Raw genomic sequence first — 12,785 nt, 5'->3', positions numbered from 1 at the left:
CGACTGTAATGCAAATGCCCGGCGGGGAAAACTGCTATCTGGTCAATGCGGTCGCCGCGGGCTAGGTCTTGGGAAACAGATTTTCAGGAGTTCCCAATGAGCAGTCTTGTTCCAATTCAGTTTAAGGCTTTTGACGTGGACGTGATGGCGCAGACCAAAGGGCGCGTCGTGATTATTGTCTCGGATGAAGGCAAGATGAACCCAGCCGCACGCCGCGCCAACCGTCTGACCCGGGGCGCAGTCGCGCGACTTGTCGAAAGCGACCGGTTCGAAAAGGTGAAATCCGGCGATGTAGTCTCTCTTGCCTGGCCAGGCGGAATGGCCGCTGAAGCGCTTGATATTCTCGTGCTGTCGCGCCGTGCCGATGCTGCAGAGGCACGCAAGGCCGGGGCGAAGCTGGCCAAATTGTCTGATCACCAGCCCTTGTTGGTCATGGCCGGAAATCAGGCCCGGACCGAAGAGCTGGCATTGGGGATCGTTTTGCGCAGCTATGATTTCGATGCCCATAAAACCCGAGATTCGGATGAAGCCGGATCAGTAACAATCAGTCATCAGAAACATGATGAGGTCGAAGCCGCATTCGCACCGCTGTATGCGATTGCCGATGGCGTTCGGATGACACGGGACCTGACCAATGAACCCGCCAATGTGCTGACAACGACCGAATTCGCGGATCGTTTGTCCGAAATGAAGGCGCTTGGCCTGGACGTCGAAGTGCTCGACGAAGACAAACTGGCCGAATTGGGTATGCGCACCTTGTTAAGCGTCGGGCAGGGCTCGGTCAGCCCGTCGAAGGTTGTGGTGATGCAGTGGAATGGGGGCGACAAGGATGATGCGCCGCTGGCACTGGTGGGTAAGGGCGTCGTGTTTGACACTGGCGGCATTTCCTTGAAACCCGCCGCAGGTATGGAAGACATGACCATGGACATGGGCGGTGCAGGTGTGGTCGCAGGCACCATGCGGGCGCTTGCCAAGCGCAAGGCCAAAGCCAATGTCGTGGGTCTTGTCGGGCTGGTAGAGAATATGCCATCGGGCAATGCCACGCGCCCCGGCGATGTCGTCAAGTCGATGAAGGGCGACACGGTCGAGGTCATCAATACCGACGCCGAGGGCCGTTTGGTCCTGTGTGATGTGATGTGGTACGCGCAAGAGCGGTTTGCCCCCGTGGGCATGATCGACCTGGCAACATTGACCGGCGCGATCATCATTGGGCTTGGGCATGAGAATGCCGGTGTCTTTTCGAACAATGACACGTTCTGCAACGCCTTCCTAAAGGCTGCCGGGGCCGAGGATGAGGGCGCATGGCGGATGCCGCTGGGCAAAGCCTATGACGAGCAGCTGAAATCGCGCATCGCCGATATGAAGAATGTCGGTGGACGACCTGCCGGGTCCATCACTGCCGCGCAGTTCCTGCAGCGGTTTGTGAAGGACGAAACCCCCTGGATCCATCTGGACATTGCTGGGGTGGCTTCGATTGCAACCGAGACATCCTATGCGCCCAAAGGGGCCACCGGTTGGGGTGTCCGCGCACTGAGCCGGTTCGTGCAGGACAATTTCGAATAATCCAATGGGCGCCGTTTATTTCTATCACCTGACCCGCCAACCGCTGGAAAACACCTTGCCCGTGTTGCTGGACAAGGCGCGGCAGGCCGGGTGGAAGATAGCCGTGCGGGGAACTGATCCCGCACGGATGGATTGGTTGGACGAAAAGCTGTGGCAGGGCCCCGAGGAAGGGTTCCTGCCACATGGCCGCACCGGGGGGCCGCATGACAGGGACCAGCCCATATTGCTGACGACAGGGGCCGAGGCCGCAAATGATCCGGCTTGCGTGATGGCCGTCGATGGCGCGACGGTTGAACCCGAGGAAGTGAACGCGCTGGAACGCGTGTGCATCCTGTTCGATGGGAATGATGATCAGGCTCTCCAACATGCCCGCGGGCAATGGAAAACACTGACCGGGGCGGGCTGTTCGGCGCAATATTGGTCCGAGGAATCGGGCCGGTGGGAAAAAAAGGCCGAGGCATAGGGCCTCCGCAGATTTCAGGAGAATGAGCGATGGAAATGAAGCCCCTGGGCCGTACTGGAATCATGGTGACAGACCTGTGTCTGGGTACGATGACATTTGGTACGCAAACATCCGAGGCCGACGCGCATACTCAGATGGACATGGCACTTGATGGGGGCATTAATTTCGTCGATGCCGCCGAGATGTATCCGGTGAATCCCATCTCGAAAGAGACGGTGGGCCGGACCGAAGAAATCCTGGGCCTCTGGAACGCCACAAATCCGTCACGGCGTGGTGACTATGTTCTGGCAACCAAGCATTCTGGGGCAGGGTTCGCACATGCGCGCGATGGCGCACCGATTTCACCGCAGACAATCCCCGAGGCGGTCGAAGGTTCCTTACGCCGACTGCAAACGGATTGCATCGACCTTTATCAGTTTCACTGGCCGAACCGCGGAAGCTATATGTTCCGGCAAAACTGGACCTATGCGCCTTCGGGGCACAATACCGATGAGGTTCTGGACAATATGCACGAGTGCCTTGTTGCCCTGAAAGAACAGGTCAACAAAGGAAATATCCGAGCGTTTGGCCTTTCGAACGAAAGCGCCTGGGGCACCGCTCAGTGGTTGCGGATCGCCGAAGCCACCGGCACGCCCCGCGTGGCATCGGTTCAGAATGAGTATTCTTTGATGTGCCGGCATTTCGACACCGATATGGCCGAGCTGAGCGCGCATGAGGATGTGGGGCTGATGGCCTTTTCACCGCTTGCCGCCGGATTTTTGACCGGGAAATACCAAAACGGCATGGTGCCCGAGGGTTCGCGGATGTCATTGGTGCCTGAGGTGGGAGGACGCCATCGCAGCCGGGCATTTGAGGCGGTTGCGGCCTATCTAGAGATCGCTGACCGCCACGATCTGGACCCGGTCCATATGGCGCTGGCCTGGTGCCGGACGCGGCCCTTCATGATGTCGGCCATTTTCGGCGCGACAACGGTGGCGCAGCTTGGGCATATTCTCGACGGTAAGGAACTTCGCCTTTCCGGGGAAATTCTGACTGAAATCACCGACGCGCATCGCGCGCATCCGATGCCGTTCTAGGGGGCGCTGCCCTCGTCTCCGCAGGCGGAGCCTCCCCCGCGGTATTTTCAATCAGATAAAGCGGATCCGCTTAGTGATGTGTGGGTTGTGTCCTGTCTTGCCTCAGGTCCCGGGCCGAAAGGCCGTGCGCTGTGCGAAAGGCGCGGGCAAAGCTGGATTGCGAGGCGAAACCCGTCGCCAGGGCCACATCCATCAGTGACATATCGGTGTCCGTCACCAATCTGCGTGCCTCGGCCAGTCGGAGCTGCAGGTAATGGTCCTGTGGCGTGGTGTTCAGGCGCAGTCGGAACTGCTGTTGCAGGGTGCGTGAACTGGTGCCCAGGGTTTCGGCGATATCTGCCAATGGCATAGGGTCGTCCAGTGCGGATTGCATCAGCGTATTGGCTTTGGAGGTCAAAGCTGTGTGGCGGTGCGGCGCCCCGGTGCGGCTTTGTGGTTTTGTGGGGTCGGGCGCGCCCTCATACAGGAACAGGCCCGAGACGCGGGCGGCGAATCCGGCGCCGTGGCGGGCGGCGATGATATGCAGCATCATCTCGACCGCTGGGATTGCCCCGCCCGAGGTCAGGCGGCCTTCAGAAACGGTAAACCGGTCAGGGCGCACGTCCACTTCGGGGAAGCGGGCAGAGAAGTTCTCCAAATCTTCCCAATGGGTGGTGGCGGCGTGGCCATTCAGCAGGCCTGCCTCGGCCAGCAGCCAGGGACCGCCATCAATACCTGCCATTGTGGCGCCGGTCTTGGCGATGCGGCGTAGGCCGGCCAGCAAGCTGGGTGTGGCATGGCGGGCCAGTTGGAACCCGGCAACGACAATCATCAGATCGCAGGATTGCAGCCGGGCCAAAGGTACACCCGGAACCGAAAGCGCACTGGTCAGCATGGCCGGTTCAGCGGTGGCTGTCACATAATCCCAGTCAAAGGCCGGACGATCCGCCAACCGATTGGCGGCACGCATTGGATCAACGGCCGACGCAAAGCTGAGCGTGTTGCATTCGTCCAGCACCAGCACAGCCGTTTTCAGAGCACGATGTTCGGGCTGCAATATGTTTTTTGCGGATTTCATCAAGTTCGATTCGCATTCTGACAAGTGTTTGACCAAAGCTGCGCCAAACTCGGGGGCGAAAGCAAATCGGAATCCGTGGAGAAGCCTGGGGAAAACTCAGGGTTAACCGGGTATAAGCTGGGGAGAACGCCATGCCTTTGGAAATGAACCGCGAAGTCTTCATTACGTGCGCCGTCACAGGCTCGGGTGGGACGCAGGATCGCAGCCCGCATGTGCCGCGTTCGCCAAAGCAGATCGCCGACAGCGCGATAGCTGCAGCCAAGGCAGGGGCGGCGGTGGTGCATTGCCATGTGCGCGACCCTGAGACCGGAGCGCCTTCGCGTGATCTGGCACTGTATCGTGAGGTCACAGATCGCATTCGCGATGCCGAGGTCGACGCCGTGCTGAACCTGACTGCTGGCATGGGCGGCGACATGGTGTTTGGCGGTATCGAAAACCCGCTGCCGCTGGCCGAGGCGGGAACTGATTTGGTTGGCGCGACCGAGCGTGTGGCCCATGTGGCCGAATGTCTGCCGGAAATCTGCACCCTCGACTGCGGCACCATGAATTTTGCCGAGGCCGATTATGTGATGACCAACACGCCGGGTGCGTTGCGCGCGATGGGCCAGATGATGACCGATCTGGGGGTAAAGCCCGAGATTGAGGCCTTTGATACCGGTCATCTGTGGTTCGCCAAGCAGTTGGTGAAAGAGGGCGTTCTGGAACCGAACGCTCTGGTTCAGCTGTGCATGGGCGTTCCATGGGGTGCGCCGGATGATCTGAACACCTTCATGGCGATGGTGAACAACGTGCCGGATGACTGGACCTTCAGCGCGTTCTCATTGGGCCGGAATGAGATGGCCTATGTGGCCGCTGCGGTTCTGGCGGGCGGCAACGTGCGCGTCGGGCTGGAGGACAACCTGTGGCTGGACAAAGGCGTGCTGGCCGAGAATTGGCAACTGGTAGAACGCGCGGGTAGCATCATCGAGAATATGGGTGCACGGGTGATCGGGCCGCAGGAGGTCCGCGAGAAGCTTGGGTTGGTGAAGCGGGCGCCGAAAAGCTAGGCGGGCCATGTTCCGCCGAGTTATTTCATGGGTAGTCGGATGTTTGCTCGTTGGATTGGTTCCAGCGTGTGGCTTGGTCGGAAATGAAGGCTTTCGAGCGCGTCAATTTGCTATTCAACCTGTCGAAGCGGTGAATTGGTCGATCTTTGACGAGCCGTATTTCGAAGTGGCTGCGTTCAGACGCAAAAGCAAGAACACGCAACGGCTTTTTGTGAGGCTTGAGGGACAGCCATACCCTAGCTATCAATTGCGTGACCCGGACCGGACTGAATGTTTTGGGTACATCGCAGGAGCAAGTGATTGCTTTGAAAACCACCTGAGCGTGCCTACCCGGCGATCCGTGTCTGCACTTGAATATGACATCACTGCCGCAAGCCCCACAAAGTTTCACATCATCTACGTGGGTGACGGGGAGCAGATGGTTGTATTGGCCCGCCCAGATAGGTCGTTTGCAGTTGTACTGAGCAGAGATTTAACGATCACACAAAATCAACTGACGATTGCGCGTGACGTACTGAGCGAAAATGGGTTTGACCCTCAAGAGTTGAAAGTAGTGAAGTGATGACAAAAACAGCAGCAATCATTGGCGGTGGGGTAATCGGTGGTGGATGGGCCGCGCGATTCCTGCTGAACGGTTGGAACGTTCGGGTATTCGACCCGGATCCGGAAGCCGAGCGTAAAATCGGAGAAGTTCTGGACAATGCGCGCCGCTCGCTACCGGGGCTGAGCGACGTCCCGTTGCCGCCTGAAGGTGCGTTGTCATTCCATGATGATATAGTCGATGTGGTACAGGGTGCCGAGTGGATTCAGGAAAGTGTGCCGGAACGGCTGGACCTGAAGCTGAAAGTTTACAAGGGCTTGCAAGAGGCTTGTGATCCGGGTGCGATCATCGGCTCCTCGACTAGTGGGTTCAAGCCGTCTGAATTGCAGGACGGCGCGCTGCACCCCGAACAGATCGTGGTGACGCATCCGTTCAACCCGGTATACCTTCTGCCGCTGATCGAATTGGTGCCAACTGGCGCGAACCCGCCCGAGATGATCGAACGGGCGCAAGAGGTCCTGAAATCGGTCGGGTTCTTCCCGCTGCACGTCAAGAAAGAGATCGACGCACATATCGCTGATCGGTTCCTTGAGGCCGTCTGGCGCGAGGCGCTGTGGCTGGTCAAGGACGGCGTCGCCACGACCGAGGAAATCGACGAGGCGATCCGTATGGGGTTTGGCATCCGCTGGGGGCAGATGGGTCTGTTCGAAACCTATCGTGTCGCCGGCGGCGAGGCCGGGATGCGGCACTTCATGGCGCAGTTCGGCCCGGCACTGAAATGGCCCTGGACCAAGCTGATGGATGTGCCCGAATTCACTGACGAGCTTGTCGATCTGATTGCGGATCAGTCAGATGCGCAATCCGGCATGCATTCGATCCGCGAGCTGGAGCGTATCCGCGACAACAACCTTGTGGGCATGATGCGGGCGCTCAAGGCACAGAACTGGGGCGCGGGGGCGGTGCTGAACCAGCATGATGCTCTGCTGAAACCGGGTGCGCTGCCATCATTGGAGCAAGCGGATCTGAGCCAACCGATCCTGACTCTGTCCCGTGCCGTGCCTTTGGATTGGACCGATTACAACGGTCATATGAACGAAGCCAAATACCTTGAGGCCTTCGCCGCCGCCACCGACCGGTTCATGGAAATCATAGGCTGCGATATGGAATATATCTCGTCCGGGGGCAGCTATTTCACTGCGGAAAACCACATTCGATACATGAATGAGGTCCATGCGGGCGCAAAGATTGAGGTGCGCACCCAGATGCTGTTGGGGCAGGGCAAGAAACTGCACGTGTTCCACAGCATGTATAGCGGTGAGACGCTGCTGGCGACCGGGGAGAGCTTTTTGCTGCATGTCAGCCTGGAAACACGCCGCCCCAGCCCACCATCGCCCAGCATTGAGGCCGCTATGGCCCGCATCGCCGAAGCGCAGGCCGGATTGCCTTATCCCGAAGGGGCCGGGGTTGCGATCCGGAAACCCTCATGACCTGCCGGGTGTTGGTGACGGCTGGCGCTTCGGGTGTTGGTCGGGCTATGGCAGAGGCGTTTGATGCGGCCGGGTATGATGTCTGGATCACAGATATTGATCGGGCGGCGCTTGATGGCGTGCCGGATCATTGGACCGCCCACCATGCTGACGTGTCGGATGAGGGTGATATGCATGCCGTGTTCGCCGCGATTTCTGATGCGGGTGGTCTGGATTCGCTCTGCGCCAATGCGGGAATTGCCGGGCCGACCAGCGCAATCGAGGATATCGACCTGAAGGATTGGCGTAGCTGCGTAGCGGTCAATCTGGAGGGGGCGTTTCTGGCGGCCAAATACGCCGCGCCGCTGATGAAATCCGCCCGGGCGGGCAGCATCATCCTGACCTCATCCACTGCGGGGCAATATGGCTATCCCTTTCGTGCGCCCTATGCCGCGGCCAAATGGGCGGTGATCGGATTGATGAAAACACTGGCGATGGAGCTTGGCCCTCACGGCGTCCGCGCCAATGCGATTTGTCCCGGCGCGGTGGAGGGCCCAAGGATGGAAGGCGTTCTGGCACGCGAGGCGGCGACCAAGGGCATGAGCCGGGACGAGGTCTATCAGGGCTATGCCTCGGGCACGTCCATGGGTCGTTTCGTCGAAGCGCAGGACATCGCCAATATGGCTGTTTTTCTGGCCTCTGGCGCGGCGCGGTTGGTGTCGGGTCAGGTGATCGCGGTGGATGGTCACACGGTCAATCCCGACCCGAAACTGTAACCTAGCCCTGGTTGGGGCCTCGGATCTGGCGGATGGTCTGACGAACGGCTTGCCAATCGCGGGCTTGCTGAGCGTTTCCGGCAGCCTCGCATTCGCGCATTTTCATTGCGGCTTCTGCCTCGGCCTGGTCACCGTGCGCCGTGTATAAAGCCCGTGCATATTGGGCTGTTTTCAGTGCGTCCATTCCTGTGGTCCTCCGTCTGTGGTCGGAATGCCCGAAAGTTCGCGCCCGGCGACGATACCACAGGTTGTACGGGGATGCATCATATGTCGCGGGAAATCGCTGCTCTGAGCTGTTGCAGGTGCTCTGGAAAGTCCCGCGCGGTCACGACCGCCTCGCGAACCAGAGTGTCGAAATGGCGGCTGAAAATTTCAATCCGGTCGCGATCGCGAAAGGCCATGTAATGGCTTCCTGCGTAAAACACGCAAAGAAGGGGACCGAAAATCGTTACGGGAGCCGAATACAGCCGTTTGGCATCGAACAGGTAGATACGCAGCCGTGGGTAGAGCTGTTCACACAACTCCAAAAGGTGGTCAATCTGATCCAGCCGCTTGCGAAGGCTAAGGCCTTGATAATAGCCGGTTGCATGCGCAAAGCTGTCGATTTCGTACATCGGCATTGCGATCTCGTAATCGGACTGGGCGCTGCGCATCCAGGTCAGTCGATCTTCGGACGCACCTATGGCCTGATCTGCCGTGCGCCCCAGATGCGGTGCGTATTCCCATTCCAGAACGGTGCGGGTCTTGAGCATGTCGGGCAAGGTCGCAGGAACATATCTGATTTTGTAACCCGCTGCCTCTTGGTGCCACTCGAATATGCGCTCATCTACCAAGGCGCGGGGGGCCTCAGTCATGCTCAGCGACAAAGCCAGCAACTCGGCCGCGCTTTCCGGCCGGTCAGACAGGCTCAGCAACCAGTCCGCCGAAACACCCAATGCCGTCGCGCAGCTTCCGACAACATGGGCATTCGGCAACCGTGCCCCGTGATCAGTCAACAGTTGCGATACGGTTGAGCGGTCAACACCGATCTGGCGCGCGAGGGCGCTTCGGCTGATTTGGCGTTCTTCCATTGCGCGGGCAAGGCGCAAACGGAATTGAGCCGCACGGTCGCGTTTGTCGATTTTATCCTGCATGTGGTGATAAATATCACGTTTGATGAGTTTTGTTAATCATATTCGGAATTTTCAACCTAAGCGGCAAGCCGTAATTCTAAAGCCATAACAATATTATGGGTGACGGAATGGAAACACGACGCAGATCGGTCGTGAAGGCGGTTTTGTGGAACGTGATGGGTCTGATCATCATGTCGGTGGTTGGGCTGGTTGCGACGGGGTCCGCCGCGATCGGCGGAACTCTGGCCGTAGTAAATACGGCGATTGGGCTGACGCTCTATGTGGTTTATGAGAGGGTCTGGGCGGGCATTTCGTGGGGGCGCAATGTCTGAGCGCCCGGGTCCGGAATGGGGCACTTTTACGCTGATGCTCGCCTGTTATGCTGCCTGGTTGGCCGTGATCTTCTTCCTGCCCATCTGGTTGGCGGTTCCAGTGATGGGCGCGGTGGCCGCGTTACATTCATCATTGACGCATGAAGCACTGCACGGGCATCCTTTTCGCGCCAGATGGCTGAACGAGGCGCTGATGGCGCTGCCCTTGACCTTATTCATCCCATATCAGCGGTTTCGGGACCTGCATTTGGCGCATCATCGGGATGCAACGCTGACCGATCCCTATGATGATCCTGAATCAAACTATCTGGACCCAAAAGTTTGGTCGGGGCTAGGTCACTGGCACAGGCGGTTGTTATCGGTGAACAATACTCTGTTGGGGCGGATCGTTTTGGGCCCTGCAATCGGACAGGTTGCCTTTGTCAGGGACGAGTTGCGAGGGGCCGCGCGTGGCGAATGGGACATATTGCGCGCATGGGCTTTGCATATGGCAGGCGTGGTTGCGGTTATCTGGATCGTGACCTTGTCGCCCATGCCGGTCTGGGCCTATGTCCTGTCCGCGTATTTGGGGCTTGGCCTTGTCAAAATACGCACTTTTCTGGAACACCGTGCGCATGAAGATGTGGGGGCAAGAACCGTTATCATCGAAGATCGCGGGATACTGTCTTTTCTGTTTTTGAACAACAATTTACATGTAGTTCATCATCTGAACCCGCGTACCCCCTGGTATCAACTTCCGAAGATCTACCAGCAGGGTAAAGAGGGCTATCTGGCCACGAACAAGGCCTATGTATACCCTTCCTATGCCGATGTTTTCCGGGCCTATTTCTGGAAGGTAAAAGACCCGGTGGCGCATCCGCTCTGGCCAAAGGGTTGATTTGCGGCCACAAAAGGCGGCATGAGCCTCTGGATACCTGTCACTATCGCAGCTGCAACGTTTCAGACGGTGCGGTTCATGCTGCAAAAATCGCTGAGCAGTGTAAAGCTGACGGCCGCCGGGGCGACATTTGCCCGGTTTGCCTATTCAATCCCGCTGGTTCTAATCGCTCTGATCGCGGCGCTGCAGTTGACGGGGTATTCCTTGCCGCCGCTGACCGCCCGGTTCTGGGTGTTTGCCACCATTGGAGGAACGGCTCAGATCCTTGCCACGATCTGTGTCGTCGCCTTGTTCAAACAGCGCAATTTTGCTGTCGGCATAACTTTTAAGAAAACCGAAGTAATCCAGACCGCCATCGTTGGTTTTCTGGTCCTGGGCGATCAGGTCTCGTTCTGGGCGCTTGGTGCGATCTTTCTGGGGCTGACGGCTGTGTTGCTGCTGTCGAAAAGTCCCGGAGGAGACGGGGCGTGGTGGCGACATCTGACGAACCGGGCCTCGCGGCTTGGCCTGGGATCAGGTGTGCTGTTTGCGTTTTCCTCGGTCAGTTATCGGGGTGCCTCGCTTGAACTGGGCGAGATTGATGCGTGGTTTCGGGCACTTGTGACGCTGGCAGTCGTTGTCTCGCTCCAGTTCGTCAGCATGGGCCTGTGGCTGTTGTGGCGAGACAGGGCCGAGCTGCGCGCCGTGTGGCAGACACGCCGAACAGGCGTATTTGTCGGACTGACCAGCCTGTGCGGATCGTTCTGCTGGTTCTTGGCATTCACCTTGCAAAACGCCGCCTACGTCAAGGCTCTGGGGCAGGTCGAGCTGATCCTCAGCCTGTTCGCGTCGATCTTGTTTTTCCGCGAAACCATCACCCGGCGCGAGATCGCCGGGATGACGTTATTGGGCGCATCAATTCTGGCGCTGGTTTTGTCTATTTAACCCGTGCGGCGTTCGTCGAAGCTGAGCGCGATAAAGCTGGGCAGGTGATCGCCCAATCCCACGACCGAAGGACCGTTGTCAGCGCGCCGTCCACGGCCTCTGACTTCTTTATCCTTCTTGCGGTCTTCTCTTTTATCGTCGCGTTTGGGGGCCTCTGTTGGTCGGACCTCAGTTGGCCGGGCCTTTTTCTCGGGCTTTGGCCTCTCGGGTTTCGGCTCTTCCTTTACCGGATTGTCCAAGCGAGGAATTTCTTTTTGAATCAGCTTCTCGATCGCGGCCAGTGCTTTTTCATCGCGACCCGAACAGATAGTGATCGCTTTGCCTTCGCGTCCGGCGCGACCTGTACGACCGATCCGGTGCACATAATCCTCGGGGTGGCCGGGGACGTCGAAATTGATCACATGACTGACCGAGGGCACATCCAATCCGCGCGCGGCAACGTCCGAGGCGACAAGCAGACGTAGTGTTCCGTCACGGAAACCGTCCAGTGTTTTCGTCCGTTGTGACTGATCGAGATCGCCATGGATCGCGGCAGCATCATAGCCGTATTTCTTCAGCGATTTCGCACAGATATCCACATCGGTCTTACGATTGCAGAAGATGATCGCGTTGGTGCATTTTTCGCCCTCGGAGTCGATCAGCGAACGCAGGACCTGGCGCTTGGCGCTGGCCTCGCGGTCACGGCGACCACCTTTGAACATGACCACACTTTGCTCGATGGTTTCCGAGGCCGTTGCCTGACGGGCAACTTCGATCCGGGTTGGGGCCGACAGGAATGTATCGGTGATCCGCTCAATCTCGGGCGCCATGGTGGCTGAGAAGAACAGCGTTTGGCGTGTGAACGGCGTCAGCGAAAAAATGCGTTCGATATCGGGGATAAAGCCCATATCCAACATTCGGTCGGCCTCATCCACCACCATGATCTGGACGCCGGTCAACAGCAGTTTGCCGCGTTCGAAATGGTCCAGCAGACGACCCGGTGTAGCGATCAGAACGTCGACGCCACGGTCGATCAGCGCATCTTGCTCCTTAAAGCTGACGCCGCCGATCAACAGCGCTTTGGTCAGTTTCAAGTGCTTTGAGTAGGTATCGAAATTCTCGGCCACCTGCGCGGCCAGTTCCCGCGTCGGGCACAGCACCAGCGACCGCGGCATGCGCGCACGTGCGCGGCCACGGGCCAGCAATGTGATCATCGGTAGCGTGAAGCTGGCGGTTTTGCCTGTACCGGTCTGGGCGATACCCAGAACGTCCTTGCCCTCAAGCGCGGGTGGGATTGCGCCTTCCTGGATCGGTGTTGGCGTTTCGTATCCGGCTTCCTCAATGGCTTTGAGGACCTTCGGGTTCAGGTTCAGTTCGTTAAACTTTGTCATGTATGTCCGGTTGTTGCGGACACTAAAACCTGGCCCGCGCGTAAAGAATGTGCCGGGCCCGGATGGCCATGCGATATTTTGTGCATTTCGGCTTGGCGGGACATAACAAAATCACGGGGCAGGGTCAAATGAAGTCACTTTTATGCTGCGACACCGGCTGACCATGCGGATTTATCGCAACA

At 58.4% G+C, this 12,785-nt stretch carries 14 protein-coding genes; 10 read left to right on the top strand and 4 right to left on the bottom strand.

The window, feature by feature from the left end; all coding sequences use genetic code 11:
• Positions 1-96 precede the first annotated feature (96 nt).
• The 3 genes from AC2FLB_RS02010 to AC2FLB_RS02000 are packed head-to-tail and all read left to right on the top strand — an operon-like array spanning position 97 to position 3,102.
• Positions 97-1,563: a leucyl aminopeptidase gene (locus AC2FLB_RS02010; RefSeq protein WP_271947431.1), complete on the top strand. Its 1,467-nt coding sequence runs from the start codon at positions 97-99 to the stop codon at positions 1,561-1,563.
• Positions 1,564-1,567: 4 nt separating this feature from the next.
• Entirely contained in the window at positions 1,568-2,026 is a 459-nt protein-coding gene (locus tag AC2FLB_RS02005) for a DNA polymerase III subunit chi (protein WP_142633423.1), read from the top strand.
• Between the two features lie 29 nt (positions 2,027-2,055).
• Positions 2,056-3,102: an aldo/keto reductase gene (locus AC2FLB_RS02000; RefSeq protein WP_496708527.1), complete on the top strand. Its 1,047-nt coding sequence runs from the start codon at positions 2,056-2,058 to the stop codon at positions 3,100-3,102.
• 70 nt (positions 3,103-3,172) lie between these two features.
• Here the strand turns inward: AC2FLB_RS02000 and AC2FLB_RS01995 are convergent, their stop codons facing one another.
• Positions 3,173-4,159 (bottom strand): GlxA family transcriptional regulator, encoded by a 987-nt coding sequence (locus AC2FLB_RS01995; protein ID WP_496708526.1) that lies wholly within the window; start codon positions 4,157-4,159, stop codon positions 3,173-3,175.
• Between the two features lie 131 nt (positions 4,160-4,290).
• On the opposite strand from AC2FLB_RS01995, the gene bcoG reads away from it, so the two are divergent.
• From bcoG to AC2FLB_RS01975, 4 genes are read left to right on the top strand one after another with little or no spacing between them, the layout of a single operon-like run.
• A complete protein-coding gene (gene bcoG, locus AC2FLB_RS01990) occupies positions 4,291-5,205 on the top strand; it encodes a 3-dehydrocarnitine:acetyl-CoA trimethylamine transferase BcoG (RefSeq protein WP_281994518.1) in 915 nt (304 codons plus the stop codon).
• A 7-nt stretch (positions 5,206-5,212) separates the two neighbouring features.
• The gene (locus AC2FLB_RS01985; protein WP_496708525.1) at positions 5,213-5,767 is read left to right on the top strand and encodes a lipocalin/fatty acid-binding family protein; all 555 of its coding nucleotides are present in this window, start codon (positions 5,213-5,215) and stop codon (positions 5,765-5,767) included.
• Positions 5,767-7,233 carry a carnitine 3-dehydrogenase gene (locus tag AC2FLB_RS01980; RefSeq protein ID WP_496708524.1) on the top strand — a complete coding sequence of 489 codons (1,467 nt, stop codon included), beginning with the start codon at positions 5,767-5,769 and terminating at the stop codon, positions 7,231-7,233. The genes AC2FLB_RS01985 and AC2FLB_RS01980 overlap by 1 nt, the downstream gene beginning before the upstream one ends.
• Positions 7,230-7,988 (top strand): SDR family oxidoreductase, encoded by a 759-nt coding sequence (locus AC2FLB_RS01975; protein WP_496700478.1) that lies wholly within the window; start codon positions 7,230-7,232, stop codon positions 7,986-7,988. The genes AC2FLB_RS01980 and AC2FLB_RS01975 overlap by 4 nt, the downstream gene beginning before the upstream one ends.
• Position 7,989: 1 nt before the next feature.
• Here AC2FLB_RS01975 and AC2FLB_RS01970 read toward each other — a convergent pair whose 3' ends face one another.
• Both AC2FLB_RS01970 and AC2FLB_RS01965 read right to left on the bottom strand, forming a co-directional pair.
• Positions 7,990-8,172, bottom strand: a complete 183-nt coding sequence (locus tag AC2FLB_RS01970) for a hypothetical protein (RefSeq protein ID WP_142633436.1) — start codon at positions 8,170-8,172, stop codon at positions 7,990-7,992.
• A gap of 79 nt (positions 8,173-8,251) precedes the next feature.
• A complete protein-coding gene (locus AC2FLB_RS01965; protein ID WP_496675919.1) occupies positions 8,252-9,121 on the bottom strand; it encodes a helix-turn-helix domain-containing protein in 870 nt (289 codons plus the stop codon).
• Positions 9,122-9,228: 107 nt separating this feature from the next.
• On the opposite strand from AC2FLB_RS01965, the gene AC2FLB_RS01960 reads away from it, so the two are divergent.
• Genes AC2FLB_RS01960 through AC2FLB_RS01950 form a run of 3 tightly spaced genes read left to right on the top strand, consistent with a single transcriptional unit; the run spans position 9,229 to position 11,233 of the window.
• A complete protein-coding gene (locus AC2FLB_RS01960) occupies positions 9,229-9,432 on the top strand; it encodes a DUF2061 domain-containing protein (protein WP_142635106.1) in 204 nt (67 codons plus the stop codon).
• Positions 9,425-10,309, top strand: a complete 885-nt coding sequence (locus AC2FLB_RS01955) for a fatty acid desaturase (protein WP_496708523.1) — start codon at positions 9,425-9,427, stop codon at positions 10,307-10,309. Before AC2FLB_RS01960 ends, AC2FLB_RS01955 begins: the two co-directional genes overlap by 8 nt.
• Positions 10,310-10,330: 21 nt before the next feature.
• Positions 10,331-11,233 (top strand): EamA family transporter, encoded by a 903-nt coding sequence (locus tag AC2FLB_RS01950; RefSeq protein WP_142633442.1) that lies wholly within the window; start codon positions 10,331-10,333, stop codon positions 11,231-11,233.
• On the opposite strand, the gene AC2FLB_RS01945 is transcribed toward AC2FLB_RS01950, so the two are convergent.
• Entirely contained in the window at positions 11,230-12,603 is a 1,374-nt protein-coding gene (locus AC2FLB_RS01945) for a DEAD/DEAH box helicase (RefSeq protein WP_496708522.1), read from the bottom strand. The genes AC2FLB_RS01950 and AC2FLB_RS01945 overlap by 4 nt on opposite strands.
• Between the last annotated feature and the right edge of the window lie 182 nt (positions 12,604-12,785).

Source organism: Ruegeria sp. CDSA236 (genome assembly GCF_059611285.1).
Note: the sequence above shows the minus strand (reverse complement) of the source record. Positions and strands in the feature narration are given on the sequence as shown.